The organism is Streptomyces halobius, assembly GCF_023277745.1.
GTDB classification, from domain to species: Bacteria; Actinomycetota; Actinomycetes; order Streptomycetales; family Streptomycetaceae; genus Streptomyces; species Streptomyces halobius.
In genome coordinates, this window is the sequence record NZ_CP086322.1 from 4866281 (window position 1) to 4892655 (window position 26375).

A 26375-nucleotide genomic window follows, 5' to 3' on the forward strand; every position below is an offset into this window, starting at 1 on the left:
GACGGGCCCGCGCTGACACCCTGGCGCGGGCTCTCCACCCCCTCCCCGCCTTCCTGACCAGCGCAAGTTCACCTCTGCCCCACTTCCGTGTACGCTCAAGCAAAGTTGTAGGATGACTGGGCAACCGGGTGTCTCCCACACAGGCCCCATTCAGGCATCACATCCGGACATCACGCCGATGACGAGCGGACACGAAAGGCGGACGGTCATGGCACTGCAGGCAGCGGGGCGGCAGTCCCTCGTGGACACCGTCGTCGAAGCCCTGCGGTCCCAGCTGGCCGCCGGTGAGTGGCAGGTCGGCGACCGCATCCCGACCGAGCACACCCTCGCGGAACAGCTCCAGGTCGGCCGTAACACCGTCCGCGAGGCGGTCCGGGTGCTGGCACACGCCGGAATGCTGCGCTCACGGCAGGGCGAGGGCACGTTCGTGGTCTCCACCGCCGATCCGGGCGACATCATGCGCGGCGTCCAACGGGCCGGAATCCGCGATGTCCTGGAGCTGCGGATCGCGCTGGAGGCGGAGGCCGCCCGGCTGGCCGCGCTGCGTCACGAGCCCGCCGACCTGGAGCGGATGCGGGCGGCCCTGGACGCCCAGGCCGAGCTGGCGGACGCCGACGGGCAGCCCGACACCGGCAGCCTTGAGCTCTACGCCGATCACGACATCGCCTTCCACAAGGCCGTCGTCGAGGCCGCGCACAACACCGCGCTGACGGCGACGTACGGCTGGTTCAGCAGCTCCGTACGGGAGGCGCTGGTCAGCGCGCTCGTCGACCAGGCGATGCCGAAGGTCGTACACGGCGATCACCGCCGGGTCATGGACGCGATCGCGGCAGGCGACCCGGAGGCCGCGGAGCGGGCCACCCGCGAGCTCCTCGACAAGCCGAAGCAGGCCGTCGAGGCCCTGCTCGCCACCCGCTAGCCAAGCCCGGCCCTTCTTTCTCCGTTCCCTCGCGCGGAGCCCGCGGCCCACGGCTCGCCGCGCCCCGACCCCCTTCACACACGCACGATTGACGAGGTACGTACGCATGCCGGAAACCAGGCCCGATGCCCCCCTGATCGACTTGATCGACGCCGAAGAGGATCTGGTCGCGGCACCGCCGGTCGCCGCGGCCCGCCGTCGGCTACGGGCCCACCCGGTCCTCGTGCTGGCCGGAATCGTCCTCGCCGCGCTCAACATGCGGGCGGCGCTGGCCGGTGTCTCGCCGCTGCTCAGTGAGATCGGCGGGCACTTCCACCTGGCCGCGACCGCCAGCAGCCTGGTGACAACCATCCCGCTGGCCTTCATGGGCCTCGGCTCGATCATCGCGCCCAAACTGGCCCGCCGTTGGGGCACCGAGACGGTGCTGTGCGCCGCGCTGGTCCTGCTGTGCGGCGGCATCGTGCTGCGGATCGCCCCGCCCGTCGTCGCGCTGTTCGTGGGCTGCGCGGTGGTCGGTACGTCCATAGCCCTGCTGAACGTGCTGATGCCGGGCCTGATCAAGCGGGACTTCCCGGAGCGGGCCGCCGGTATGACGGCGCTGTACTCGACGGCGATGATCCTCGGTGCGACCGTCTCGGCCGCCTCCGCCGTGCCACTGGAGAACGCCCTCGGCGGCTGGCAGGGCTCGCTGGTCTCCTGGTCGCTGCTGGCCGCCGTCGCCGCGGTGGTCTGGTTCCCGCAGGCGGTGATCGCCCGGCGTGGCACCTCGCACGGTGCGGCCGCCGCGTCACCCGTACGCACCAACGAGGACGGCCCGAAGCTGAGCCGTTCCCCGCTGGCCTGGCAGGTGACGCTCTTCATGGGCTCGCAGTCGCTGATCGCGTACGTGACCATCACGTGGCTGCCGACGATCTTCACCGACAACGGTATGGGCAAGGGCGCGGCCGGCCTGGTCTTCGCCTTCAGCACGCTGGTGCAGATGGTGGGGTCGTTCGCGGTGCCGATGCTCGCGGGACGGATGCGCCGGCAGCGGCTGCTGGGCGTGGCCGTCTCCGGGCTGATGGCCTGCGGTGTCGTCGGACTGCTGGTGGCGCCCGTGGCGGGTGCCTGGCTGTGGGCCGCGCTCCTCGGTATCGGGCAGGGCGGTGCGCTGGGCCTGGCGCTGACGATGATGGTGCTCCGCTCCGGCGACGCGCACACCGCCGCCCGTCTCTCCGGCATGGCGCAGACCTGGGGCTACCTCTTGGCGGCGGCCGGCCCGCTCGCCCTCGGCGCGGTCCACCAGGCCACCGGCGGCTGGACCCTCCCGATCGCCCTCCTGCTCGCCGTCTGCGGCGGCCTGGCCCTGCTGGCCCTGGGCGCGGGCCGCGATCGGCGCATCGGGGGCGGGGCGTAGGGACTTTTACCGGCTGTTGGGGGGTTGGGCGCTTGGGACGTTCTGGCGGTGCTCTGGGTGGGGGCGCCGGAGCGCGGTCCCGGCAGAGGCCGTCAGCAGCCTCTCGCGGAGGCGGGTGGCAGGTAGATACGCAGCCTCTCCCGGAGGCCGATGGCAGGTCGATGGCGGCCTCTCCCGGAGGCCCCCGGCAGCGGGACGGATGCCCAGGTGCCATCCCGCAACCCGGCGGACTGGCCTACCGTGCCCTCATGAGCGATGTTCAGCGCACCGTTCGCCGACGCGGCCCACGGCTCCCCCGTACCGGCTGGCTCATCCTTGTTGCCGTTCTGTGCATCCTCGTCATAGTCGCCGTACTGGTCCTGCCGCGGTTGCTGCGCGGCGAGCCGGAACGCGAGGAGAAGCTGACGGTCCCGGAGGGGCTGCGGGCCACCCAGATCTACGCCGCTGCCGACAAGGCCCTTCATGTGGCCCCCGGCACCACCGCGAAGGCCGCGAAGACCGCGCGGCTCGCACTGCCGAAAGAGGCAAAGGGCAATCCGGAGGGCTACCTCTTCCCGGCGACCTATCCGATCGACGACGACGCCACCCCGGCATCCCTGCTCTCCTACATGGTCCGTACCGCCAACCAGCGGCTCGCCGACGACGGCATCACCTCGTACCGGACCGTCGTGATCGCCAGCATCGTCCAGGCCGAGGCCGACCGGCCGGGCGATATGGGCAAGGTCGCCCGGGTCATCGCCAACCGGCTCGCGCAGAACATGCCGTTGCAGATGGACTCGACGATCAACTACGCGCTGGACCGCAACACCCTCAACACCAGCCACTCCGACACCAAGACCGACAGCCCGTACAACACCTACCGGCACCAGGGCCTGCCACCCACCCCGATCGACAACCCCGGGGCGGAGGCTTTGAAGGCGGCGGGCTCGCCGCCCAAGGGGGACTGGCTCTACTTCGTCACCGTCAAACCGGGCGACACCCGCTTCACCGCCGACTATCAGAAACACCTGAAGAACGTCCAGGAGTTCAACGACCATCAGAAGAGCGCCGGCGGGAGCGCCCCGACCGCCTGAGAGAACCTGGCAACGGAGCGAGCTGCCGCCCCGGGCGGGCGGACGGGGCGAGGCGGGCGGCCGCTGACCGCCCTCTCCCCGTCCCCTCCTCCTGCTCCTATTCCTCTCCCGCCAGGGTCAGGGACTTCAGTCGGCGCCCGGCGTACCAGGTTGCCGCGACCGTGACGGCCGCCAACAGGGATATCGCGAACGGCAGTTGGACTTCCGAGGTGATCGCGCCCTCCGCGCCCGTCTTCTGGCCCACCGCCAGCGCCCACTGCTGGACGCTGAGGGTCTTCGCACCGGGGACGAGGTTCCCGAAGAGGGCCTCCCAGACCAGGGCGTAGACCAGGCCGAAGACGACGGCGTGCCGGGTGACCGTGCCGAAGAAGAGGAACAGCGCGCTGTAGGCGATCGACGCGACGGTCGCCGCCAGGGCGTATGCCACCGCTATCTGCTGGCTGTTGCCGTTCAGGACGAAGCCGGCGACGAGCACGGGGACGGCGGAGAAGACCACCGTCACCCCGATCGCGACCAGGAGTTTGGTGAAGATGATCGTCGGCCGTGGCACCGGCTTGGCCAGCAGATAGACCACCGAGCCGTCGTCTATCTCCGGGCCGATCGCGCCCGTTCCGGCGATGACGCCGATCAGCGGCACCATCGTGCCGAGCGCGAAACCGCCCAGGATGCCGTTGGCGGTGGTGTCGTCGGCCCCGGCCAGGGACCGGACGGCGACGGCGATGACCACCAGAAGGGCGGGCAGCGCGAAGAGGATCACGGCGCGGCGCCGGCCGAGCAGCGCGCGGTACGTGAGCCGGGCGACAGTCGGGTTGAACAGCGAGGCCCTCGGCGGGGTCATGGCCGTCGGCGGGGCCGGTGGGGAGGTCGTGGACATGCGTCGGGGCTCCTTTCGGCCTCAGGCCGCTACCAGGTACGAGAAGACGGATTCCAGCGACTCGTCGGAGGGCGAGACCGTCAGAAGGCGGATGCCGTGGTCACGGGCGACCCTCGGCAGGAGTTCGGTGAAGCGGGCGAAGTCGACGGCCTGGACGCGCAGGGTGCCTTCGGCGAGGTCGACCTCGATACCGGCCGTCGAGGGGTCGGCGATCAGCGCTCCGGCCAGCGCCCGGTCGTTGTCGGACCGGACGAGATAGCGGTGCGGGCGGTCGGTCATCAGTCGGCGGATCTTGCGGAAGTCACCCGACGCGGCATGCCGGCCGGCCACCACCACCTCGATATGCGAGGCAAGTTGCTCGACCTCTTCGAGGATGTGCGAGGAGAAGAGGACCGTACGGCCCTCGTCGCCCATCCGCCGCAGCAGCTCCATCAGCTGCATCCGCTGACGCGGGTCCATGCCGTTGAACGGCTCGTCCAGCAGCAGCACCGACGGATCATGGACCAGCGCGGAGGCCATCTTCACGCGCTGCCGCATGCCCTTGCTGTACGTCGAGATCTTGCGGTCCTGGGCGTATTCCATCTCGACGGTGGCCAGCGCCCTGGCCGCCTCGGCCCGGCCGAGTCCGTGCAACTCGGCGTTGGCGGCGACGAATTGGCGGCCGGTGAGGAAGTCGTACATCGCCTCGCGCTCCGGGACGATGCCGATGTGGCGGTAGATGCCGGCGTTGCGCCAAATGGTGGTGCCGTCGAGCGTGACAGTGCCGTTGGAGGGTGCGAGAAAGCCGCCCATCATGTTGATGAGGGTGGATTTTCCGGCGCCGTTGGGGCCGAGCAGGCCGGTGACGCCGGGACCGATGGTCATGGTGATGTCGTTGACGGCGACGACATTTCCGAACCAGCGGGAGACGTGGTCGATGTGGAGGGAAGTCACAGCCCGGCCTTCCTGTAGCGGCGCATCAGCAGGCCGTAGCAGCCGGCGATGACGATCAGCGTGACGAGGAGGTAGACGAGACCGGCGGCGGTCGACGGCTCCAGGCCGTTGGGAAAGGAGCTGCTTCCGCCGAGGAACTTCGTCTGCACGCCGTCGATGAGCGTGATGGGGGAGAACAGCCCGAGCCAGCCGACGGCGGATTCGCTGCCCTGGACGGAGGCGATGCCCTGGATGGCGCTCACCGCGGCGTACGGAATGGTGAGCACGGCGATGACGGCGGCGACACCGAAGCCGCGGCGCGGTGTGAGCGCGGCTATGACCAGGCCGATCCCGGCGAACAGCAGCGAGAGCAACGCGACGGACACCAGCCCCTGGCCCAGCCCCTTGGTCTGGTCGACGAAGTCCAGTTTCGCCAGCAGCGCTCCCGCGTAGAGGATCACCAGGGGAGCGGCGGTCAGGATGAACAGGGCGCTCGCCATGGCGGCGTATTTCGCCGCGACATAGTCGCTCCGCTCGATGGGCCGGGAGAAATACAGCGGGACGGTTTTGAAGCGCAGATCGCGGGAGACGGACTGCGGGGCCTGGGCGGCGAGGTACAGGCCGATGACGGCCTGGAGGTAGACGGCGTAGCGGGTGTAGTCGACGAGGAGGCTGTCGGCCTTGGTGAAGACGGTCACCGCGACCAGGATCCCGGCGGGCAGGCACATCACCCCGAACAGCAGCATCGGCAGTACCTTGCTCTTGGCCGAACGGCCGAGTCCGTAGGCACCGCGCAGGCTCTGCGAGAAGAGCGACCGGCGGGCGTAGGCGCGGCCCAGGCGAGGGCCGTCGTAGTGCCGGTAGCCGATGTTGTGGATGTAGGCCCCACCCGACGGGGCGGTCTGGGGCGAGGCCGATGCCGCGGCTCCGGACGGGGCACCGGATACGGACGTCATGGGCTCAGGCGACATCGGGGGCGCCTCCTTCCTGGCTGGCGTGCGGGGCGCTCGGAGCGCTCTGGGCGGTGGCGCCTCCCGGGCGGGCCGGGAGGCGCGCGGCGGTCTCGGCGGCCGCGTCCGCGTCTGGGTCCGCGTCTGCGTCCGCGTCACGGAAGACCTCGGCGATGTGGTGACGGCGCTGTTCCATCCGGACCAGGCCGAGGCCGAGGCCGGCGACGGTGTCCCGCACCAGGTCGTAGGTCTCCTCGCCGGCTGCCTCGACATACAGCACGTGACCGTGCGAGGCGAGACGCCCGGAGCCGACGGTGCCGGTGGTGCCGCCGGTGCCGGTGGTCACCGCGGCGCCGGCGCCGGCCAGCGCGGCACGCAGCGCGGCGGTGCCGTCCGGATGGCTGTCGGTGTCCGTGACCTCCACCGCCAGCGATGCCGTGACCTGCGTGAACTCGTCCGTCGAAGAGGAGCGCAGCAGCTTGCCGCCGTCGATGACGACGACGTGGTCGCAGGTGCGCTCCAGCTCGCCGAGCAGGTGGGAGGTCACCAGGACGGAGATCCCGAAGTCGGTGTGGACGCGGCGGATCAGGCCGAGCATCTCATCCCGCCCGACCGGGTCCAGGCCGTTGGTCGGCTCGTCCAGGAACACCAGCTGCGGGTCGTGGACCAGCGCCTGGGCCAGCTTGACGCGCTGCTTCATGCCCGTCGAGTAACCGCCGATGGGGCGGTAGCGCTCCTCGTACAGACCGACATGGCGCAGGGTGTCGGCGGTGCGCTCGCGGGCGGCGGTCGGCGGCAGGCCGGACATCCGGGCCATGTGCACGACGAACTCGGTGGCCGAGACGTCCGGCGGCAGGCAGTCGTGCTCGGGCATGTAGCCGACCCGCTCACGGATGGTGCCGCCGTCCTTGGTCACGTCCAGGCCGAGGACATGCGCGGTCCCTTCGGTGGCCGGGGCCAGGCCGAGGAGGATCTTGATCAGGGTGGACTTGCCGGCGCCGTTGGCGCCCACCAGGCCGGTCACGCCGGGGGCGATGTCAACGGAGAGCCGGTCCAAGGCGGTCACCCGCGGGAACCGCTTGCTCAGGCGTTCGGTCACGATCACTGTCACGTCTTCGACGGTAGGGGCGGCCGCCACACCGGTCGTCAACCCTGAGGTGGGATCCGTCCTACCTCTCCGGGACTACAGCCCCTTAGGGGTGGCCTGCCCTCGGAGGATCAGGACTCAGGGTCGGGCCGGATCGGGTCGGGCCGGATCGGGTCGAGCCGGATCGGGCCGGGCGCAGGAACGCGGTGGTTTCACCTCGCCTCCTGCACACCCCTTGACGCAGCCGCCAGTCATTGTCACATTCATCAATGTCAAGTTACGGGCGAGTACCGCGATGAACTGCTCATGGACGGACGGTTGGCGATGGCCTCAGTAACCTCAGCGACCTCAGCAGAAGCCGGAGGACCCACCGCCGGGCTGGCGGGATTCCGCGAGGTCCAGCGGCTCGCCTATGCCTGCGCGGAGGCGGTGGCCGCCCAGCTCAAGCCCGGCGTCACCGAGCGCGCGGCGGCACGGATGCAGCGCGAGTGGCTGCGTGAGCGCGGTGTGCGGGACTGGTTCCATCTGCCGTTCGCCTGGTTCGGCGACCGTACGGCCTTCGTCAATTTCCGCATCCCGCTGCAGTTCTTCCCCACCCACCGCGAGCTGGAGCCGGGGATGGCCTTCATCCTCGACATGGCGCCGGTCTACAAGGGCTTCACGGCCGATATCGGCTACTCGGGCTGCCTCGGGCTCAACCCCGTGCACGACCGACTGCTCGCCGATCTCGAAGCGCATCGCGAGCTGATCCTGCGCGAGGTGCGGGAGCGCCGACCGCTGCGGGAGATCTACGAGGACGTCGACCGGCTGATGGTGCGGCAGGGGTACGCCAACCGCCACCGCGCCTATCCCTTCGGCGTCATCGCCCACAAGGTCGACCGGGTCCGGGAGCGCCGCTGGTCCCCCGCCCTCTTCGGGTTCGGCACCCAGTCCCTCAAGGGGCTCGCCTCCGACGCGCTGCACGGTCACCGTGAGGGCTGGTCCCCGCTGTGGAGCCCGTACACCTTCTCCGACCATCCCCCGCAGCCGGGCCTGTGGGCGGTCGAACCGCACCTCGGATTCCGGGGCACGGGCGCGAAGTTCGAGGAGATCCTGGTCGTCACGGACTCCAGGGACCCTCAGGAGAGCGCCTTTTGGCTGGACGACGATCTGCCGCATGTGCGGCGCTGGCAGGAGGAGGCCGCGTGAACGAGCGACGTGGACTGGGACGTGGACGGGGCAAGGGGCAGGGTCCGTCATCCGCGTCCGGCCAGGCGGCCGGGGCCGGGCTCCGAGGGGCGCGGGAGCGCTGGGTACGCACCGGCGGCGTCGAGCTGTGCGTCGCCGAGCTGGGGGATCCGACGCAGCCGACGGTGATCCTGGTGCACGGCTATCCGGACAGCAAGGAAGTGTGGTCCGAGGTCGCCCGCGGACTGGCCGGCCGTTTCCATGTGGTGCTCTACGACGTCCGGGGCTGCGGCCGCTCCACCGCCCCGAAGCCGCTGCGCGGCGGCTTCACGCTGGAGAAACTGACGGACGACTTCCGGGCCGTCGCGGACGCCGTCAGCCCCGACCGCCCGGTCCATGTGGTGGGCCATGACTGGGGCTCCGTGCAGGCGTGGGAGTTCGCCACGGTCCGGCGTACGGAAGGCCGGATCGCCTCCTTCACCTCCATATCCGGCCCGTCCCTGGACCACTTCGGCCACTGGGTCAAGAAGCGGCTGGCGCGCCCCACCCCCCGGCGCACCGCCCAGCTCCTCAACCAGAGCGCCAAGTCCTGGTACGTCTACCTGCTGCACACCCCCGTGCTGCCCGAACTGGCCTGGAAAGGCCCGCTCGGCAAGCGCTGGCCGGCCATCCTGCAGCGGGTGGAAAAGACGCCGGGCGGCTATCCGACCGCGTCGCTGCCGGCCGACGCCGCGCACGGCGCCTGGCTCTACCGCGACAACGTCCGCGCCCGGCTGCGCCACCCCCGGGCCGACGCCTACGCGCACTGCCCGGTCCAGCTCATCACCCCGACCGGCGATATGTTCCTCTCCCAGCGGCTCTACGACGACCTGGAGCAGTGGGCGCCCCAGCTGGTACGCCGCACCCTGCCGGCCAAACACTGGGTGCCACGCACCCGGCCCGACCAACTGGTCTCCTGGATCGCGGAGTTCGTCACCGCCAAGGAGGAGGGCGATCCGGCGAAGGAGATCGCGGCCTCCGGCCCGTATGCCGACCGCTTCGGCGGCCAGCTGGTACTGGTGACCGGCGCGGCCAGCGGCATCGGCCGGGCGACGGCGTTCGCCTTCGCGGAGGCCGGCGCGCGTATCGTCGCCGTCGACCGCGACGCCGAGGGCGCCGCGCGGACCGCCGACATGGCGCGGCTGATCGGAGCCCCGCACGCCTGGGGCGAGGCCGTCGACGTCTCGGACGAGGAGGCAATGGAGAAGCTCGCCGACAAGGTCGACGCCGAATACGGCACCGTCGACGTGCTGGTGAACAACGCCGGTATCGGGCTCTCCGGCTCCTTCATGGAGACCGGCGCCGAGGACTGGAAGAAGGTCCTGGACGTCAATCTGTGGGGCGTCATCCACGGCTGCCGGGTCTTCGGCAAGCGGATGGCGGACCGCGGACAGGGCGGCCATATCGTCAACACCGCCTCGGCCGCCGCCTTTTCGCCGTCCCGGTTCCTGCCCGCCTACAGCACCTCCAAAGCGGCCGTGCTGATGCTCAGCGAGTGTCTGCGCGCCGAGCTGGCAGGCCAGGGCATCGGTGTCTCGGCCATCTGCCCCGGTTTCGTCAACACCAGCATCACCAGCACCGCGCGGTTCGCCGGTGTCTCCCCCGAAGAGGAGAAACGCCGCCAGAGCAAGGCCACGCGCCTGTACGGGAGGCGCAACTATCCGCCGGAGAAGGTCGCGGACGCCATCCTGCGTGCGGTGGTCCGCAACCAGGCGGTGGTGCCCGTCACCCCCGAGGCACGCGGCGCCCATCTCCTGTCCCGCTTCACCCCACGGGCGACGCGCGCCCTCGCCCGCCTCAAGCCGCCGCAGTAGCGCCGGACGCCCACCCGGCCCACGTGGCGGGGCGGGCCGGGTTGAGAGGCATCCGGTGCGGCGTGCCCCGCCGAGAATCGGAGAACCGCGCACGTCAGGAGCCGCGCATGAGTGAGCATCGCGAGCAAAACATGGAAGGGTACGCGCCGAGCGGGTGCGCGGCCGAGCGAGCGTGGGGTTCCCCCCGGCCGAAGTCCCCCAGCTACCGCTGGGCCGTGCCCCCAGGAGGAATGTCGGCATGAGCACGCCACGCCCACAGGAGCAGCACCCGATCACTCCCCGCCGGGTCTCGTTCGACTGGCGCAAGACGCCGCTGCACTGGATACCCGACGAACCCACCGCCACCCACGTCATCAACGTGCTGCACCTGCTGCTCCCGGCTGGCGAGCGATGGTTCGTCAAGGTCTTCAAGGAGGCCCTCCCCCTGGTCCGCGACGAGGAGCTGCTCAAGGACGTCAAGGGCTTCATGGGCCAGGAGGCCACCCACAGCGTCCAGCACTCCTACGTCCTGGAACACCTGGCCCACCAGGGCCTGGACACCGCCCCCTACACCCGGCACATCGACTTCCTCTTCGACTATCTGCTGGGTGAGAAGCCGCCGTTGGGCCTCCCCGTCCCCGAGCAGGAGTGGCTGCGCTTCCGGCTCTCCCTGATCGCCGCCATCGAGCAGTTCACCGCCGTACTCGGCAACTGGGTGCTGGACGCCGACAGCCTGGACCGCGCCGGACCCGACCCGGTCATGCTCGATCTGCTGCGCTGGCACGGAGCGGAAGAGGTCGAGCACCGCGCGGTCGCCTTCGACATGTACCAGCACACCGGCGGCCAGGAGCCCGCCCGCTACCTCCGCCGCATTCTGGGCATGTCCGTGACGGCCCCGGTCCTCCTCTACCTCTGGGCCCGGGGAGCGGCCTACCTCCTCCGGCACGACCCGCAGCTCGCCACCCGCTCCCGTTACACGCTGCGCGAGCACAACCGCGCCGTCCACAAGGGGCTGCTGCCCACCTGGCGGGAGCTGGGAGCGGCGATACCGCGGTATCTGCGGCGGTCGTACCATCCCTCGCAGGAAGGGTCGCTGCGCACGGCCGTCGCCTACCTGGCGTCCTCCCCGGCCGCACGCGCCGCGGCGCGCGTGGCGGGCCGCGCGGCCCTCTCCTAGCGCGCGGCCCTCTCGTAAGGAGCACCACAGTGACCGAGCAGCCGCCGACGGCCGAGTACCGCATCGAGGACCTGGCCCACCTCAGCGGCGCCACGGTGCGCACGATCCGCGCCTACCAGGACCGCGGGCTGCTGCCCCGGCCGGAACGCCGCGGCCGGGCCAATGTCTACGACGACGCCCACCTGGCCCGGCTGCGCCAGATCGCCGCGCTGCTCGACCGCGGCTACACCCTCGCCAGCATCAAGGAACTCCTGGAGGCCTGGGACGCGGGACTCGACCTCGGCGGGGTCCTCGGCCTGGTCGCCGAGATCGACGGGCCGTGGACCGACGAGCAGGCATCCCGGATCAGCCGCGCCGATCTGGACAGCGCCTTCGGCGGCACCCCCGATGAGGCGGCGGTGGCCGAGGCCGTCGACCTGGGCGTCCTGGAACGCGTCCGGGGCCGGGACGACGAGTTCCTGGTCCCCAGCCCCCAGGAACTCGCGGTCGCCGCCGAACTGCACTCCGCGGGCGTTCCGTTGGCGGCGATAGCGGGGCATCTGCGCGAGCTGCGTGGCCAGGTCGAACATATCGCCTCCCGATTCCTGGACTTCACCTCCGAACACATCTTCCGGCCGTACCTGGACCACTCACCGACGGAAGCCGAGGCGGAAGAGGCCGCCGTCCTCGTCCGACGGCTGCGCCCCCTCGCCCAGCAGACCGTCGACGCCGAACTCGCCCGCGCCATGCGCACCCTGGCCACCCGCTACCTCCGACACCACCTCATCGAAGCGCGGCCTCCGGTCTCCCGGGGGACCGCTGGAGTGATGCCGACGGCGGACGGTACCGAGCGAGCGGGCGACGCGGCAGACGCAGGGCGAACCGTCCCCGCGGACGCCTCGGCCCCGCCCTCGGCCACCGTGCCGGTCGCGGCCCCCCGTCCCGCGACCGGCACGGAGCCGCTGGCTCTGCCCGCCGAAACCGTGCAGGCCGTGCGGGCCCTGGTGGGCCCGGAGAACACGGCCGCCTTCATCGCCGCCGCCGCACACCGCGAGGTCCACGCACGCACCATGGACACCTTGGCCGTGGCCGCCGCCCGCGAAACCGCAGCGGCGGACGATCGGCACACCGGCCACGACGTGCCCGACACCACCGACGTGCCCCGACACCTCTGACGCCCGGAGCATTCGCCGCCATCCGGAACGAGGGACTGCGACCGATGTCCCGGCACGCCGTCCATCTCTCTCCCGACCGGGAAACCGCTCCCCAGGTGGGCGCGCGGCGTGGCAGGGCCGTCGTCCTGACGGTCGACGCGGGAGCGATGCAGCGGAACGGCCATGTGTTCCGGGTCAGCGCCAACGGGGTCTGGCTCACCAGCCATGTACCGCCGGAATTCCTCCGCTTTCCCGGCTGAGCGGTCGCCCGTGCCCGGCCAAGCGGTCGGCCCTTCCCAGCTGAGCCGTCGGCCCGTGCCCGGCCAGGCGGTCAAGCCTTCCGACCCGGCGGCCAGCCGTGACCCGGCTGGACGAGCGGCCGTAAATCTGCAGGTCAGAGCCCTTCGGCCCACCCCGAACGGTAAGCACCCGGCCCTCGACCCCAGCCCCGTCAGAGCCCAGGAGCCCCCCACACCGGGAACCACCGCGACAGATCGTTCTCGATCGTCAGATCGTTCCCGAGCATCGCCCGAACCTGGAGTTCGATCGGGTTGTCGCGCTTCTCACCACCACCAGGCTGCGGCGCGAAGGGATAGAACGTGCCGCGCTTGTAGAGATAGACCAGCGCCAGCGGCCGCTCCCGCTCATCGCGGAATCCGATCAGTGAGCACAGCAGCTGGGGCCCGAAACCCGCCTCCGCCAAGGACGTATTGACCGCGTGCAGGTCGTTGACCAGGCCCGCCACATCCTCCGGGGCATGCCTCACGAGCAGCCAGGTATAGCCGTACCCGTCCTGGCTGAATTCCACCGGGCCGTCCAGCAGTGCCCGTGCCTCCTCCTGGATCCGCGAGAACGCGCCCCCCTCAACGCTCGCGAAGCACACCGACCCCAGGCCGGTGGGTACAAATCCGGCCGCGACCTGCAGGGTGACGGCGGCGGACGGCAACGCGAAGAGCTGGTCGAGATCGGGGCGTACCGGCTTGCTGCGGCCGAGGATGGCGTCCAGAAATCCCATGCGCGATGCACTCCTTGATCGATTCGATCACTTGGCCCGTTGATCCGTCGCCGCACGCCTCCCGGCAGATCGGGGACACCGCCCCGCCCCGTACGCCCCCGCCCGGAGCCGTACGGCCCCGCCCGGATGCCGTACGGAATCTCCTGCGCGACTCGAATCCTCACGACCGCCCCAACTGTGCGGCGATCCGGCCCAGCTGATCCAGCCGCTGCTCCAGCGTCGGGTGCGAGGACAGCAGCCGGCTGAAGTGCTCCTTGCTGAACGCCGGGGCGAAGAAGAACGCGTTGAACGGCTCCACCTTGCGCAGATCGCGGGTCGGGATCCGCGCCATCTGTCCGGTGATCTTCGTCAGCGCGGACGCCAGCGACGACGGGCGGCCGGTCAGTATCGCGGCGGCACGATCGGCGGACAGTTCCCGGTAACGGGACAGCAACCGGGTCAGCAGGAAGCTGATGGCGTAGACGACGGCGCTGACCGCGGTGACGATCAGCACGGCGATGGCCGCGTTCTGGTCCCTGCTGTTGCGTCCGACACCGCTCCACAGGGCGACCCGGGTAATGATCCCGGCGAGCACGCCGAGGAACGACGCGATCGTCATCACCACGACATCGCGGTGCGCGACATGCGAGAGCTCATGGGCGAGCACGCCCTCCAGCTCCTCCGGCTCCAGCCGGCGCAGCAGTCCCGTCGTGGCGCAGACCATGGAGTTCTTCTGATTGCGGCCGGTCGCGAAGGCGTTCGGCAGGTCCGAATCGGCGATCGCCACCCGCGGCTTGGGCATATCCGCCAGCGCGCACAGCCGGTCGACGGCACCATGCAGCTCGGGCGCCTGCTCCGGCGTCACCTCGCGCGCTCCCATGCTGAATGCCGCGATCCGGTCGCTGAACCAGAACTGCGCGATGAACATGCCGCCCGCGAGGAGCATGATCACCACCCAGGCACCCTTGAGCAGCACCACCAGCACGCCGACGACCACGACGTACAGCAACCCGATGAAGAACATCGTCATGACCATGCGGGAGGTCAGCCCGCGGTCGGGGGCGAATCGGGTCTGTGCCATGGCTCCTCCACAACGCGCCGCGCTTTCGCTTCGTGCAGTGCGCCGGACGCCGCGCACGCCACCTCGGACCACGCACCGCGCCCTGCACACTGCGCCACTGCCTCAATTGTCACTCTTATCGGCTATAGGCGGGATAAAGCCCAGGTCGGCGGGGTGCTGTGGCGGGTAGCACGGCGGGATGCTGCGGCGAGGTGGCGTGGCGGGTGCTTGGCGGGGGAACAGCCTGCGGACGGGGAACGGGAACGGAGACGGGAACAGGGACGGGGAACAGGACGGGGACGGGAACAGGGACGGGGCCAGCGGACACCCGGGGCGGCCGGGATGGTCCAGCCGCCTACAGGGGCACTTACCCCGCGACGCTCCCCTTCCTGCGAGGCGCCCCTGTGGCACCCCCGCCTGGCGCTCCCCCTGTCACATCCGTCCCACCCCACGGAATCCGCCGCCGCAGCACCGGCACCTACGAGCCACGGCCCGCTGGTACAGCCCACTACAACGACCCACTCCTACGGCCCCCACTAGGCGCCCAGCTGCGCCAGCCCCTCCGTGGCGATCCGCTCGAAGACCGCGACATCGGCCTCGAAGACCGAATCCGCGATCGGCCAGTGGATGACGAGCTCGTCGATGCCCAGCTCGGCGTGGGCGCCCGCGAAGTCCACAAAGGCGTCGAAGGAGTCCAGCGGACGGTCCGGGGTGAAGCCGCTCAGCATGACTTTCCGCAGCTCACGGCTGTCCCGGCCGAGGTCGGCGCAGGACTTCTCCAGCCGCTCGGTCTGCCCGCGGACCGCCTCCAGCGAATCGGCCGACGTACCGCCCCCGTTCGAGACCTTGGGGTCTCCGGTCGTCACCCAGGCCTGGCCGTACCGGGCCGCCAGCTTCACACCGCGCGGCCCGGTGGCCGCCACCGCGAACGGCAGCCGCGGCCGCTGCACACAGCCGGGGATATTGCGCACCTCGTGCGCGGAGTAGTACTCGCCCTCATGGGTGACGACGTCCTGGGTGAGCAGCTTGTCCAGCAGCGGTACGAACTCGCCGAAGCGCGCGGCCCGTTCCCGCGGCGACCACGGGTCCTGGCCGAGCGCGGTGGCGTCGAAGCCGGGGGAGCCGGCGCCGATGCCGAGGGTCGTCCGGCCGCCGCTGATGTCGTCGAGTGAGAGCAGTTCCTTGGCGAGGGTGACCGGGTGCCGGAAGTTCGGCGACGTGAACTTGTGGACGGAGGCGGCGGATTCACGGGTCTGTCGTACGTGTCATTCCTCGATCTGCTGCCAGACGGAGGTGAGTGCTGTGACGGGGTCGGGGTCGGCCGGTGCCGCGGGCCACCAGTCGCCGTCGTCCTGGAGATAGGGGTACCAGCGGGCGTCGGGGCCCAGGCGTAGTTGGACGCCGTGGTCGGTGAGGGTGAGGCGGTTGCGCCAGGCCCGGAGAGGGACGGGGGCGGCGGTCATCTCGGCGAGGGCCCCGGCCAGGGCGGTACGGGCTGCCCTCATCGCCGCCGGCTCGGGAGTGTGGGGCTGCTCGGCGACGGTGACGCCGGTGGGGCCGCCGTGGCGCCAGGCGCGGGTGAGGCGGGCGAACGCGGTCGTTTTGGCGCCGGTGTTCTGGATCAGGTGGTGGAACCACTCGGGCCCGGGGTTGCTCGCGGCGATCCGTACGGCGTCCTGGTGCTGGGTCAGGTGCAGGCTGGCGGTGTCGCCCGCGAGAATCCGCGCGGCGCGTGCGGCGGCGTCGGTCATGAGGTGCTCCAGGTCGGTGGAGACCAGGCCGGTGCCGGAGGGCGGGGCGACGGGCAGTGCGGCGGTGTGGGGGGCCGGTTCGGAGAGTTCGGGGAGCGGCGGGGTGTGGTCGGCCAGGGCGGCCCAGGCGGCGTAGGCACCGGCGGCCGGGATACCCGTCGGGGCCGGTGGGGTGGAGGTCGTCTGGGTTGCCGTACGGCGGGCGCGCAGCTGGGCGAAGACCTCCTCGCGACCGAGGCCCCGTAGTGCGAAGAGCACGAACGGGTCGGTGTCGATGGTGGCGGCGATGGCGTAGCAGAGCGCGGCGGCGTGCTTGCAGGGGTATCCCCAGTCGGGGCAGGAGCAGTCCGGGTCGAGTTCGGCGGGCTGTGGCAGCAGGGGGACGCGTGCCTGGCGGGCGTCGTCGACGAGTTCGGCGGGCATCTCGCCGTCGAGGAGCGCGGCGAGATGCCCGGCTCGGGCCGCGATGGTGTCGAGGAGGGTGTCCCACTGGGTGTCGGTGAGGACGGGCAGGTGGACAGAGGAGCGGTACGGGCGCGGTCGGCTGCCCTGGACAGCGGCCTTGACCTGGCCCGGAGTCACGGTGGCAGGGCCGACCATGCCCTTGCGGGCGTAGGTGCGTCCGCGCGACAGGCGCCCGGCGTCCAGGGTGGAGTCCTCCAGGGCCGTCACCCACGCCTGGCCCCACCAGGTCGCGGCGAAGGCGCGCTTCCTGCGGGCGGGGGCGCGGCGCGGGCCGGGCAGTGAAGGGCTCATGACTGCCTCCCCAGGGTGACGAGTTCGGCGAGGTCGGCGTCGGACAGTTCGGTCAGGGCGGCCTCGCCGGAGCCGACGACCGCGTCGGCGAGCACGCGCTTGGATTCAAGGAGTTTCGCCACCTTGTCCTCTACGGTGCCCTCCGCGATGAGTTTGTGGACCTGAACGGGTTTGTCCTGGCCGATGCGGTACGCGCGGTCGGTGGCCTGATCCTCGACGGCCGGGTTCCACCAGCGGTCGTAGTGCACGACATGGGTGGCGCGGGTGAGGTTGAGTCCGGTGCCGGCCGCCTTCAACGACAGCAGGAACACCGGCACTTCACCGCGCTGGAAGCGTTCCACCATCTCCTCGCGGCGCGCGACGGGGATGCCGCCGTGCAGGAAGAGGGTGGGGATGCCGCGCTCGGCGAGATGTTTCTCCAGGAGGGCCGCCATCTGCTTGTACTGGGTGAAGACCAGCACAGACTCGCCCTCGGCGGTGATGGTGTCGATCAGTTCGTCGAGCAGGTCGAGCTTGCCGGAGCGGCCGCGCAGGGGTGTGGACTGGCGCAGGTACTGGGCCGGGTGGTTGCAGATCTGCTTCAGCGCGGTGAGCAGCTTGAGCACCAGGCCGCGGCGGGCGATGCCCTCGGATTCCGCGATCTTTGCCATGGTCTCGCGGACCACTGCCTCGTACAGGCTGGTCTGTTCGGCGGTCAGCGAGACGACGCGGTCGGTCTCGGTCTTGGCGGGCAGTTCGGGCGCGATGCCCGGGTCGGACTTCTTGCGGCGCAGCAGGAAGGGGCGGACGAGACGGGACAGGCGTTCGGCGACGTCGGGGTCCTCGCCCGTCTCGATGGGGCGGGCGTGCCGGTCGCGGAAGGCGGTGAGCGGTCCGAGCAGTCCGGGGGTGGTCCAGTCCAGGAGCGCCCACAGTTCGGAGAGGTTGTTCTCCACGGGGGTGCCGGTGAGGGAGACGCGCGCGCGTGCGGGCAGGGCGCGCAGTTCGCGGGCGGTGACGGCGTAGGGGTTCTTGACGTGCTGGGCCTCATCGGCGGCGAGAAGCGACCAGGCGGTCTCGGCGAGGACTTCGCGGTCGCGGCGCAGCACCCCGTAGGTGACCAGGACGATCTCGTCGCCGGCCAGGTCTTCGAGGTGGCGGTCGCCGCCGTGGTAGCGGCGTACGGGGGTGGAGGGCGCGAACCTGGCGGCCTCGCGCTGCCAGTTGCCGAGCAGGGAGGCGGGGCAGACGACGAGGGTGGGGCCCGCGGTGGCGGGGGTGGTCTGGCGGTGCAGGTGCAGGGCGAGCAGGGTGATGGTCTTGCCCAGGCCCATGTCGTCGGCGAGGCAGCCGCCGAGGCCGAGTTCACACATCTCGGCCAGCCAGGAAAGGCCCCGCTTCTGGTAGTCGCGCAAGGTGGCCTTGAGCGCGGCTGGCTGCGGGGCAGGGGTACGGGATTCGGGATCGCGGATACGGGCGACGAGGTCGCCGAGCGCGCCGACCGCCGCGCAGGGGACCGGCTCGCCGTCTCTTTCCACCTCGCCGGTCAGCGCGGCGCCCAGCGCCTCCATGGGGGTGAGCGGTTCCATCCGGCGGCGCCTGGCGCGGGCCACCAGTTTCGGGTCGGCGACCACCCACTGGTCGCGCAGCCTCACGAGGGGGCGGCGGGTCTCGGCGAGGGCGTCCATCTCGGTCTCGGTGAGCGGCTCGCCGCCGAGCGAGAGCTGCCAGCGGAAGTCGAGGAGGGCGTCGGCGTCGAGGAGGCCGCCCGCGCTGGAGCCGGGGGCGGTGCGCTGCCCGATCTCCGCGGTCGCGGTGAGTGCCTTGACCAGCTCGCGCGGCCAGTGCACGTCGATACCGGCCGCGCGCAGCGCGTCGGTGGCGTCCCCCAGCAGATCGAAGGCTTCGTCGTCGGTCAGCCGGAGCTCGTCGGGAGCGGCGTCCTTCAGCACCCTCTGGAGCGGGGACCAGACTCGGGCGCCGCGGCGCAGTGCGAGCAGCGTCTCGGTCTCGGCGCGCGGCCCGAGCAGCCGCTCGATCTCGGCCGGTTCGCTCCACAGCCGTGCAGCCTCCACGACGAGCGAAGGATCCGCCGCGGTGTGCAGTTGCAGGGCAGCCCGGAACTGTCGACGCCGTCCCTCGGGTACGTCGACGCGCAGCGAGACACCGACCTCGGCGGTGAACGCGGCGGTGGTCTCCTCGGCCCATTCACGCAGCGCGGGCACCGCACGCGTCTCGTGCCAGGCGTACGGCAGTGCTCCCATGGCGAGCGGCGCGGCCGGAGTACGGACCAGGTCGTCGGCGACCGCGTCGCAGAACTGGCGTACCAGCGCGGCCGGTTCGGCGATCCGCAGCGGTACCGGGCCGGGCTCGGGCAGGCAGTGGGCGTGGGGCGGGAAGGCGGCGGCGAGGGCGTCCAGCGTCTGACGCTGGGCGGCAGTGAACGGGCCGGCCTGCCAGGTGTCGTAACCGGCCGGGGTGAGGGCCGGGTGGAGGCGGCCGTCGGCGAGCAGCCGCAGCGCGAAGCGGGCGGCGGCCTGCCAGGCGGCAGCCGACGGGTGCAGTGGCGGTGCCCCGGCCAGGGCGGACACCGCGAGGGCGACGGGCAGGGCGTAACCCTCGACCCTGCGCCGCCGGACCGAGCGGCCGTGCGGCAGCACCAGCTCCACCGCATCGGTCTCGATGCCTGCGGGTGCCACGCCGATCCCGGCAGCCGCGTCGGCGGGCTGCCACAGCAGCAGCCGGCCCAGGCGGGCGGGCTCACCGGGCAGGAACACCGCCGCCCAGCCGCCATCGAGCAGCTCCCTCGCGAAGGCACCCGCCTCCGGCGCGGCCAGCGGCGGTGCGCTCCGCGCGCCCGTACTCGGCACCCGTACGACGACCTGTGCCACTCTCGACCGCCTCATTGTTTTCGGGGGGCTTCCTCCGTGGCCCACCCACCACCGAACTTCATCAAGCGCTGTCACCCACTGGCAAGTTCGGGCCTGGCCTTCACTACCGGAAGCGGACCTTGAGCTCAGGAGCTTCTGCCCCTGCGACACGGCGCTACGGTGAGGCCATGAGCACCTTTGACCCAGCCACGCTGGAGGCGTTGATCGCAGAGGCCACCGTGGACGCCTACGGCGAGGATGAGCAGCTCACCGGCCTCTTCACGATGATCGAGGAGAACCTCGCCGTACCGTTCACCACCACTGTGCTCGGTGTCGAGGTGAACGTGATCGGCGTTGATCTGACCGAGGACGGACGCGTGGTCGTCCGCTGTGCTCGGGGAGCGGTTCGGCAGAACATCGGAGTTCTGGACCTGCCGCTGCCCGACCCTGCCCCGGAGGGCTCGCACTGGATCGAGGCATACCGCTACTGGGCCCGCTGAACTGGCGCATCGTGCAGTCGCCCAGCAATAGCCTGCACTCGAAGGCGCATACCGCAGTATGCTTGCTGTCATGGCTGACACCACGCGCATCACGGTGACGCTCCCCACGGAGCAGGTAGCGGAGCTGAGGAAACTCACGGACAACGTCTCCGGCTATGTGGCCGAGGCAGTGGCCCGACAGATCCGGCACCAGCTTCTCGGGGCCGACCTGCGCAGCCACACAGACGAGCACGGGGCCTTCACCGAGGAGGAGCTGAACGAGGCCCGAACACGGATCTTCGGCGCGACGCAGGCCGCACACGACACAAGTGCCGCGTGAGCGGGCACATCGAGACCGTGGTCCTGGACCGTGAGGGGCTGTCGGCCTGGGTTGCCCGGGACCGGAAGATTCTGGCGATGTTCCAGGTGTTCCACGACATGGGCGCAGACCTCGTCGTCAGTGCCAACACCATCGTGGAGGTGAGCCACGCCCGGGTGAACATGCCCCGGCTGCGATGGGCGCTCTCCCGGGTCAAGGTGGAGCCGGTCACGGAGGCAGCGGCCAAGGCGGCTGCACAACTGCTCAAAGCCACCGGTCTGCACGGGCACAAGTACGCGATCGACGCCACAGTCGCGGAAGCGGCCCTGCGCCAGCCCGGCCCGGTAGCGATCCTCACGTCTGACGTCGATGACATGACCCGACTGTGCGGCAACAAGGTCCGGGTCGTCGGGCTTTGACCGCAACACCGTCCCGCTGGCGAGCGCAGACCCATGCGCGCAACCGCCGAGAACCAGAAGCGCCGCAGGTCAGGCCGCGATAGGCGAAAAAGGCTTGACTGAGGTGACGAGGGTGCCCAGGCGAAGACGGGAGGTCGCGGCCGCGGCCGCGGTCAGCGTGGGGACGGCGCCGAACCAGGTCGTGTCGCGAAAGGTCCGCCAGGAGAGGTGGTCGTAGGTGTACGCGGCGTGGAACCCCAGCTCCTCGGCACGCTGCCAGACCTCCCGTCCGCCTTCGGACCAACGACGGACGGGAAGGATCAAGGTACTCAGTCGCATGCCCCCGAGCGTACGGGGCTCATGGCATCCCCTCCGGGCCCAGCCCCACACCATCCAGGCCCTCCCGGAGCCCTGGCACGTCCAGGTCCCGCCCAGCCAGGCACGTCCAGGCCCGGCCCCACCAGGCCACGTTCAGGTCCCGCCGGCCCCTATTCCATCCGGACCCCGTCCCGGCACCGTTCAGATCCCACCCGTCCCGGCACCGTCCGGATGCCACTTAAGCCAACCCACCACCTAAGCCAACCCAGATAGAACGTATATATCGAATAAAACTTATATATCGGACTAAGCCTCCCGCAATGGAGCGCACCCGCCCCGACTCATACGCGCAACCCAGCGCACGTCTGTGCACTGCGGTGCGCGAAGATGGCCCTGTGACTGATGCCCCCGCCACTCCACCCCAGGCACCCGAGCCGGACGTTGCGCCCCGGCTGATCGCCACCGATCTCGACGGCACCCTGCTGCACGACGACAAAACGGTCTCCGACCGGACGATCGCCGCACTCGCCGCCGCGGAGGAGGCCGGCATCGTGGTGTTCTTCGTCACCGGGCGCCCGGCCCGCTGGATGGACGTGGTCAGCGACCATGTGCACGGCCACGGCCTGGCCATCTGCGCGAACGGTGCGGCCGTCGTAGACCTGCACCGCGGCGGGCGCATCGTCGAGGTCAGCCCCCTGGAGAGCGCGGTCGCGCTCACCGTCGTGGACATGCTGCGCAGCGCCGCGCCCGGCACCTCGTTCGCGGTCGAGCGGACCGGCGGCTTCCACTACGAGCCCGAATACCCGCCCTTCCAAGCCGACCCGACGGCGATCGTCGCCCCGGCGGAGAAGCTGCTCGCCGAAGACTTCGCGCCGCCGGTGGCGGCCGGTCCGGACGCGGCCGCGGGTGCGAGGGCCGACACCGCCGCAGATCCCGTCAGCACCATCAGCCCCATCAGTCCCGGCAGCAGTCCCATCAGTCCCGGCAGCCCTGTCGGTCCGATCGGTTCTTCCATCAGTCCTGGCAGTCGCGTCGGCCCCACCAACGTCCCCACTGACGTCGACGGACCTGTGCTCAAGCTGCTCGCGCACCACCCCGACCTGGACCCGGACGCCTTCCTCGCCCTGGCCCGTAGCGCCGCGGGCGGCCTCGCGTCCTTCACCCGGTCCAGTCCCACCGCCCTCCTGGAGATCAGCGGGCTCGGCGTCAGCAAGGCGGGCACCCTCGCCCGCTGCTGCGCGGAGCGCGGTATCGCACCGGAGGAGGTCGTGGCCTTCGGGGACATGCCCAACGACATAGAAATGCTCAGCTGGGCCGGCACCTCGTACGCCATGGCCAACGCCCACCCGGAGGTGCTTGCCGCGACCACACGCCACAGCGCATCCAACAACGACGACGGCGTCGCGGCAGTTATCGAGGAGATCCTTCAGCGGCGTTAGCGCTACCCCACCTTTCAGGAACGTGAGCGGTGTGCCGCGCGGGACATCGCGGGATGCTCCGCAATCTTGCGGGCCTTGCGCCTCCTTGTCCTTGCCTTGCCCAGCCTGCGCCTCCTTGTCCCTGCCGCCTAGCCTCCTCGCCTTGTCTCTAGCCGCCTTGCCTCCTTGGCCGCGCCCTGCCTCCTTAGCCTTGCCTCGCCGCCTTGCCTCCTTCCTCTTCCGGCAACGCTCACGGAGCGTGATTCGTTCCTCACTTCGTTACATTCTGTGACGGGAGACGTCGTCCACGTGCCCCGTCACAACCGCACGCCCCTGTTCACACCCTCACGCCCCGTTTCCGCAGCCATGCCACGGGGTCGACGCTCGACCCCCGTGAGGGCTTTCGCCGCACCTCGAAGTGGAGATGCGGACCGGTGGAGTTGCCGGTGTCGCCCGAGAGCGCGATCCGTTCGCCGGCGCCCACCCGCTCTCCGGGGACCGCCAGCGCCGCGGACAGATGCGCGTACTGCGAGTACCAACCGCGCCGATGCCGTACGACCATGCTGATCCCGAAGCCGTCGCCGCAGGTCAGGCTGACGATGCGGCCCGAGCCGATGGAGCGTACGGGCGTGCCGACCGGCACCGCGAAGTCCTGGCCCGTGTGACCGTCGGCCCAGTGGCCGCCCGCGCCCCCGAAGGGTGCGGTGAGTCGATAGTGCTCCACCGGGCGGGTCCATTTCCCGCGCGGGACGGGTGCCGGGGCGGCCTCCACGGCCGCCCTGGACGCCGCGCGGGGCAGCCCACCGCAGGAACCGCTCCGGGCCGCCGTGGCCGCCAGTTTCCGCAGTTCGCCGCGGGCCGCTCTCAGCCCGCGCTTGACCCGTGTCCGTGCCGTCTTGAGATGGTCGCGGCGTTCGGCGAGTACCGCCGCGCGGGCAGCCGCCGTCGCGCTCGCGCCTGCCAGCGCGCGGCTCGCCTGGCCTGCCGAATGCGCCCGCGCGGCCAGCGCGCGCTCCCTCCGATCCGCCTCCTCATGCGCTCTGGCCAGCGACTTTCCCGAGCCGGGCCCCGCCGTGCGCAGTGTGTACGCCACGATGCTGCCGGTGCGGTACTGCGCGCTGGCGATGGAACCTGCCGCACGGCGCAGCGCGGCGGCCATGCGGCGCTCGCGGTGCAGGGCCGTACGCAGCCGGTCGCGCTCGATGCGCTGCGCCCGCGCCTCGCGGCGCTCCTGGGCGTACGACCGGCTCATGCGGTGCGCCGCCTCACCCAGCCTGATCACCGCCAAGCTCACATCGGCGAGTTGTTGAGCGGCACTGCGCGGGCCACGGAGCGGAGCCTCAACCTGCCGGTTCTGGGAGCCCGCGGCCCGCCGGAGCGCGGCATCGTACACAGCAGGCCGACCAGAGACGAGCCGCTCAGAGACGAGCCGGCCAGCGGCGGACTGTCCCACCCTCCCGGCGAGCGACGAACCCACCCCCGCGAATGGCGACCCGATAGCGAATGGCGCCCCCGTCCCCAGCGCAAGCGAAACAATCAGGCCAATCACACACACCCCGGAAACCACAGAGGGCATGCCCACCCCATGCGCACCTGTCTGCCTCGCCCACCCCCTTCGCCACCCCCGTCTCCGTCGGCACACAGATGGACATGGACACATGGGCTGATAATCGCCCCGGAGGGGTCGAAATCGCCGGAACTCAAGCCTCTTCGGCCATTCAACGCCCCGAACGGCCCAGCTCGGCTCCCGCCCTGAGGCCGGCCCGGGTGCCCCTGGACCGCCTTACAACGGCGCCTCCCAGGTCACCACCGTCCCGGTGCCGTCCTCGCCCAGTCCGGGGCCGTAGGTGCTCGAACCGCCGAGGGACTCCGCCCGCTTCGCGAGGTTCTTCAGGCCGCTGCGGCGGCCGCCCTCGGGGATGCCGGTGCCGTCGTCCGCGACGGTCAGCCGTACGCCCTCGGTTCCGTCCGGCAAGGTGATGGTCGAGTCGACGACGACCTCGATCCGGGATGCCCGGGCGTGCCGGAAGGCGTTCGACAGCGCCTCCCGCAGCGCGGCGATCAGGTTCTTGCCGGTCAGCTCGCCGACGCGGGAGTCGACCGGGCCGATGAAGTTCGCCGAGGGCTGGAAGCCGAGCGGTACGGCGGCCGTACCGATCTCCCGCAGCACCCGGGTCCGCAGCCCGGACGGCACCTCGGACGGCCCCTGTTGGAGCGCGAAGATCGCGGTCCGGATCTCCTGGATGGTGATGTCCAGTTCGTCGACGGCCTTGCCGACGCCCTGATTCACCTCCGGTACGACGGCCCTGCGCTGCGCGCTCTCCAGCATCATTCCGGTGGCGAACAGCCGCTGGATGACGAGATCGTGCAGGTCACGGGCGATCCGGTCGCGGTCCTCCAGCACCGCGAGCCGCTCCCGGTCGCGCTGGGCGTCGGCCAGTACCAGGGCCAGCGCGGCCTGTGCCGCGAACTGGGTGGCCAGTGTCCGCTCGGCGCCGGTGAACGGGCGCGCGCCGCGGACGCGTGGCGTGGCGAGCGTGCCCAGCACTCGGCCGCCGCTCTTGAGCGGCAGCATCATGCTCGGGCCGAAGCGCGGCGCGATGGCCGTGACCATGCGCGGGTCGGTGGCGGAATCGTCGACGAACACCGGCTCCCCGGCGAGGAGTTGCTCCGCCACCGGGCTGTCGGGCGGGATGCGGGTGCCCATGATCCCGGTGGGGTCGTCCGCCGAGACCGCGACGATCTCCAGGCCGCCTTCGTCATCGGGCCGCAGCACGATGCCGGCCGCCGACTCCGCCAGCTTCCGTGCCTGCTCGGCGACGACCGCGAGCGCTTCGTCGACGTCGCTGCCCGCGAGGAGTTCGGTGGTCACCGCGACCGAGCCGTCGATCCAGCGTTCCCGCTGCCGGGTGGCCGCGTACAGACGGGCGTTGCCGATCGCGATTCCGGCCTCGGTGGCGAGCACCCGCACCATCTGCAGGTCCTCCTCGCTGAACTCCCCGCCGCTGCGTTTCTCCGTCAGGTAGAGATTGCCGAAGATCTGGCCCTGGACTTGGATCGGCACCCCGAGGAACGTCCGCATCGGCGGGTGGCCCGGGGGGAATCCGGCCGAGCGCGGATCCTGGGAGAGGTCGGCGAGCCGCAGCGCCTTCGGGTCCGCGATGAGCGCGCCGAGCAGGCCCTTGTGACCGTCGGGGAGCGCACCGATCCGTTCGTGGTCCTGCCCGGTGACGCCGTACGTCACGAAGTCCGCCAGCCCCTCGCGGGCGTCGTCGATGATCCCTATCGCGGCATAGCGGGCGTCGGCGAGTTCGGCGGCCGTCTGCACGATCCGGTCCAGGGTGATGTGCAGATCCAGCCCGGCGCCGACCGTGCGCATCGCCTCCAGCAGCTGCGGTACCCGTGCGGTCAGCTCGGCGGAGAGGCCCTGGAGGCTGCGAGTGGCTTCGGTGGCGGCGGCCATGGGGTCGCGGCGGGTGCCGTCGCCCTCATGGCCGGCGCCCGCGCCGGAGC

22 protein-coding genes and 2 pseudogenes are annotated in these 26375 nt (G+C 71.0%); 12 read left to right on the forward strand and 12 right to left on the reverse strand.

Translation table 11 applies throughout. The features are described 5' to 3' along the window. Positions 1–208 precede the first annotated feature (208 nt). The 3 genes from K9S39_RS22095 to mltG all read left to right on the forward strand — a co-directional run bounded on the left by K9S39_RS22095 (position 209) and on the right by mltG (position 3388). The gene (locus tag K9S39_RS22095; RefSeq protein ID WP_248865089.1) at positions 209–919 is read left to right on the forward strand and encodes a FadR/GntR family transcriptional regulator; all 711 of its coding nucleotides are present in this window, start codon (positions 209–211) and stop codon (positions 917–919) included. 106 nt (positions 920–1025) lie between these two features. Next, positions 1026–2315, forward strand: a complete 1290-nt coding sequence (locus tag K9S39_RS22100) for a CynX/NimT family MFS transporter (RefSeq protein WP_248865090.1) — start codon at positions 1026–1028, stop codon at positions 2313–2315. Between the two features lie 248 nt (positions 2316–2563). Next, entirely contained in the window at positions 2564–3388 is an 825-nt protein-coding gene (gene mltG, locus K9S39_RS22105) for an endolytic transglycosylase MltG (protein ID WP_248865091.1), read from the forward strand. 97 nt (positions 3389–3485) lie between these two features. Here the strand turns inward: mltG and K9S39_RS22110 are convergent, their stop codons facing one another. The 4 genes from K9S39_RS22110 to K9S39_RS22125 all read right to left on the reverse strand — a co-directional run bounded on the left by K9S39_RS22110 (position 3486) and on the right by K9S39_RS22125 (position 7229). Beyond that, complete coding sequence (locus K9S39_RS22110; RefSeq protein WP_248868900.1) at positions 3486–4205, reverse strand: ABC transporter permease; 720 nt, start codon at positions 4203–4205, stop codon at positions 3486–3488. 78 nt (positions 4206–4283) lie between these two features. Beyond that, positions 4284–5195: an ABC transporter ATP-binding protein gene (locus K9S39_RS22115; protein WP_248865092.1), complete on the reverse strand. Its 912-nt coding sequence runs from the start codon at positions 5193–5195 to the stop codon at positions 4284–4286. Next, entirely contained in the window at positions 5192–6145 is a 954-nt protein-coding gene (locus K9S39_RS22120; RefSeq protein ID WP_248865093.1) for an ABC transporter permease subunit, read from the reverse strand. The genes K9S39_RS22115 and K9S39_RS22120 overlap by 4 nt, the downstream gene beginning before the upstream one ends. Beyond that, complete coding sequence (locus K9S39_RS22125) at positions 6135–7229, reverse strand: ABC transporter ATP-binding protein (RefSeq protein ID WP_406708151.1); 1095 nt, start codon at positions 7227–7229, stop codon at positions 6135–6137. The genes K9S39_RS22120 and K9S39_RS22125 overlap by 11 nt, the downstream gene beginning before the upstream one ends. Positions 7230–7535: 306 nt before the next feature. Between K9S39_RS22125 and K9S39_RS22130 the strand changes: the two genes are divergently transcribed. From K9S39_RS22130 to K9S39_RS22150, 5 genes and pseudogenes are all read left to right on the forward strand, one after another. Beyond that, positions 7536–8399 (forward strand): M24 family metallopeptidase, encoded by an 864-nt coding sequence (locus tag K9S39_RS22130; RefSeq protein ID WP_248868902.1) that lies wholly within the window; start codon positions 7536–7538, stop codon positions 8397–8399. Beyond that, positions 8396–10231, forward strand: coding sequence for an SDR family oxidoreductase (locus K9S39_RS22135; protein ID WP_283112630.1), 1836 nt, complete (start codon positions 8396–8398; stop codon positions 10229–10231). The genes K9S39_RS22130 and K9S39_RS22135 overlap by 4 nt, the downstream gene beginning before the upstream one ends. Positions 10232–10469: 238 nt before the next feature. Then, entirely contained in the window at positions 10470–11387 is a 918-nt protein-coding gene (locus K9S39_RS22140; RefSeq protein WP_248865094.1) for a metal-dependent hydrolase, read from the forward strand. 29 nt (positions 11388–11416) lie between these two features. Then, positions 11417–12541, forward strand: a complete 1125-nt coding sequence (locus K9S39_RS22145) for a MerR family transcriptional regulator (protein WP_248865095.1) — start codon at positions 11417–11419, stop codon at positions 12539–12541. 14 nt (positions 12542–12555) lie between these two features. Then, positions 12556–12780: pseudogene (locus tag K9S39_RS22150) on the forward strand (RNA 2'-phosphotransferase); the annotation flags it as partial. A gap of 191 nt (positions 12781–12971) precedes the next feature. Here the strand turns inward: K9S39_RS22150 and pspAB are convergent. The 5 genes and pseudogenes from pspAB to K9S39_RS22175 form a co-directional block, all read right to left on the reverse strand. Further along, complete coding sequence (gene pspAB, locus K9S39_RS22155) at positions 12972–13535, reverse strand: PspA-associated protein PspAB (RefSeq protein ID WP_248865096.1); 564 nt, start codon at positions 13533–13535, stop codon at positions 12972–12974. Between the two features lie 160 nt (positions 13536–13695). Beyond that, positions 13696–14595: a zinc metalloprotease HtpX gene (gene htpX / locus K9S39_RS22160; RefSeq protein ID WP_248865097.1), complete on the reverse strand. Its 900-nt coding sequence runs from the start codon at positions 14593–14595 to the stop codon at positions 13696–13698. Positions 14596–15110: 515 nt separating this feature from the next. Further along, a pseudogene (locus K9S39_RS22165) lies at positions 15111–15794 on the reverse strand (LLM class flavin-dependent oxidoreductase); the annotation flags it as partial. Between the two features lie 45 nt (positions 15795–15839). Then, positions 15840–17081, reverse strand: a complete 1242-nt coding sequence (locus K9S39_RS42150) for an SWIM zinc finger family protein (protein WP_283112631.1) — start codon at positions 17079–17081, stop codon at positions 15840–15842. Further along, positions 17078–19951, reverse strand: a complete 2874-nt coding sequence (locus tag K9S39_RS22175; RefSeq protein WP_406707991.1) for a DEAD/DEAH box helicase — start codon at positions 19949–19951, stop codon at positions 17078–17080. The genes K9S39_RS42150 and K9S39_RS22175 overlap by 4 nt, the downstream gene beginning before the upstream one ends. 167 nt (positions 19952–20118) lie before the next feature. Here K9S39_RS22175 and K9S39_RS22180 point away from each other — a divergent pair, with 167 nt between their 5' ends. The 3 genes from K9S39_RS22180 (at position 20119) to K9S39_RS22190 (ending at position 21147) form a co-directional block, all read left to right on the forward strand. Further along, positions 20119–20430, forward strand: coding sequence for a calcium-binding protein (locus tag K9S39_RS22180; protein ID WP_248865098.1), 312 nt, complete (start codon positions 20119–20121; stop codon positions 20428–20430). Positions 20431–20500: 70 nt separating this feature from the next. Next, positions 20501–20749, forward strand: a complete 249-nt coding sequence (locus K9S39_RS22185; protein ID WP_248865099.1) for a hypothetical protein — start codon at positions 20501–20503, stop codon at positions 20747–20749. Next, positions 20746–21147 carry a DNA-binding protein gene (locus tag K9S39_RS22190; RefSeq protein ID WP_248865100.1) on the forward strand — a complete coding sequence of 134 codons (402 nt, stop codon included), beginning with the start codon at positions 20746–20748 and terminating at the stop codon, positions 21145–21147. Before K9S39_RS22185 ends, K9S39_RS22190 begins: the two co-directional genes overlap by 4 nt. A 69-nt stretch (positions 21148–21216) precedes the next feature. On the opposite strand, the gene K9S39_RS22195 is transcribed toward K9S39_RS22190, so the two are convergent. Next, a complete protein-coding gene (locus tag K9S39_RS22195; protein WP_248865101.1) occupies positions 21217–21465 on the reverse strand; it encodes an LLM class flavin-dependent oxidoreductase in 249 nt (82 codons plus the stop codon). Between the two features lie 374 nt (positions 21466–21839). On the opposite strand from K9S39_RS22195, the gene K9S39_RS22200 reads away from it, so the two are divergent. Beyond that, positions 21840–22883: an HAD hydrolase family protein gene (locus K9S39_RS22200; RefSeq protein ID WP_248865102.1), complete on the forward strand. Its 1044-nt coding sequence runs from the start codon at positions 21840–21842 to the stop codon at positions 22881–22883. Positions 22884–23199: 316 nt separating this feature from the next. Here K9S39_RS22200 and K9S39_RS22205 read toward each other — a convergent pair whose 3' ends face one another. Together K9S39_RS22205 and K9S39_RS22210 are read right to left on the reverse strand one after the other, a co-directional pair. After that, a complete protein-coding gene (locus tag K9S39_RS22205; RefSeq protein WP_248865103.1) occupies positions 23200–24114 on the reverse strand; it encodes a M23 family metallopeptidase in 915 nt (304 codons plus the stop codon). A 531-nt stretch (positions 24115–24645) separates the two neighbouring features. Beyond that, positions 24646–26325: a GAF domain-containing sensor histidine kinase gene (locus tag K9S39_RS22210; RefSeq protein WP_248868905.1), complete on the reverse strand. Its 1680-nt coding sequence runs from the start codon at positions 26323–26325 to the stop codon at positions 24646–24648. Positions 26326–26375 lie beyond the last annotated feature (50 nt).

Excerpts from the sequence above, each read along its gene's own strand:
- K9S39_RS22195 (WP_248865101.1), bottom strand. The coding sequence starts at position 21,465 with ATGCGACTGAGTACCTTGATCCTTCCCGTCCGTCGTTGGTCCGAAGGC.
- K9S39_RS42150 (WP_283112631.1), bottom strand. The coding sequence starts at position 17,081 with ATGAGCCCTTCACTGCCCGGCCCGCGCCGCGCCCCCGCCCGCAGGAAG.
- K9S39_RS22140 (WP_248865094.1), top strand. The coding sequence starts at position 10,470 with ATGAGCACGCCACGCCCACAGGAGCAGCACCCGATCACTCCCCGCCGG.
- K9S39_RS22130 (WP_248868902.1), top strand. The coding sequence starts at position 7,536 with ATGGCCTCAGTAACCTCAGCGACCTCAGCAGAAGCCGGAGGACCCACC.
- htpX (WP_248865097.1), bottom strand. The coding sequence starts at position 14,595 with ATGGCACAGACCCGATTCGCCCCCGACCGCGGGCTGACCTCCCGCATG.
- K9S39_RS22120 (WP_248865093.1), bottom strand. The coding sequence starts at position 6,145 with ATGTCGCCTGAGCCCATGACGTCCGTATCCGGTGCCCCGTCCGGAGCC.
- K9S39_RS22210 (WP_248868905.1), bottom strand. The coding sequence starts at position 26,325 with ATGGCCGCCGCCACCGAAGCCACTCGCAGCCTCCAGGGCCTCTCCGCC.
- K9S39_RS22180 (WP_248865098.1), top strand. The coding sequence starts at position 20,119 with ATGAGCACCTTTGACCCAGCCACGCTGGAGGCGTTGATCGCAGAGGCC.
- K9S39_RS22095 (WP_248865089.1), top strand. The coding sequence starts at position 209 with ATGGCACTGCAGGCAGCGGGGCGGCAGTCCCTCGTGGACACCGTCGTC.
- pspAB (WP_248865096.1), bottom strand. The coding sequence starts at position 13,535 with ATGGGATTTCTGGACGCCATCCTCGGCCGCAGCAAGCCGGTACGCCCC.
- K9S39_RS22185 (WP_248865099.1), top strand. The coding sequence starts at position 20,501 with ATGGCTGACACCACGCGCATCACGGTGACGCTCCCCACGGAGCAGGTA.
- K9S39_RS22205 (WP_248865103.1), bottom strand. The coding sequence starts at position 24,114 with ATGAGCCGGTCGTACGCCCAGGAGCGCCGCGAGGCGCGGGCGCAGCGC.
- mltG (WP_248865091.1), top strand. The coding sequence starts at position 2,564 with ATGAGCGATGTTCAGCGCACCGTTCGCCGACGCGGCCCACGGCTCCCC.
- K9S39_RS22100 (WP_248865090.1), top strand. The coding sequence starts at position 1,026 with ATGCCGGAAACCAGGCCCGATGCCCCCCTGATCGACTTGATCGACGCC.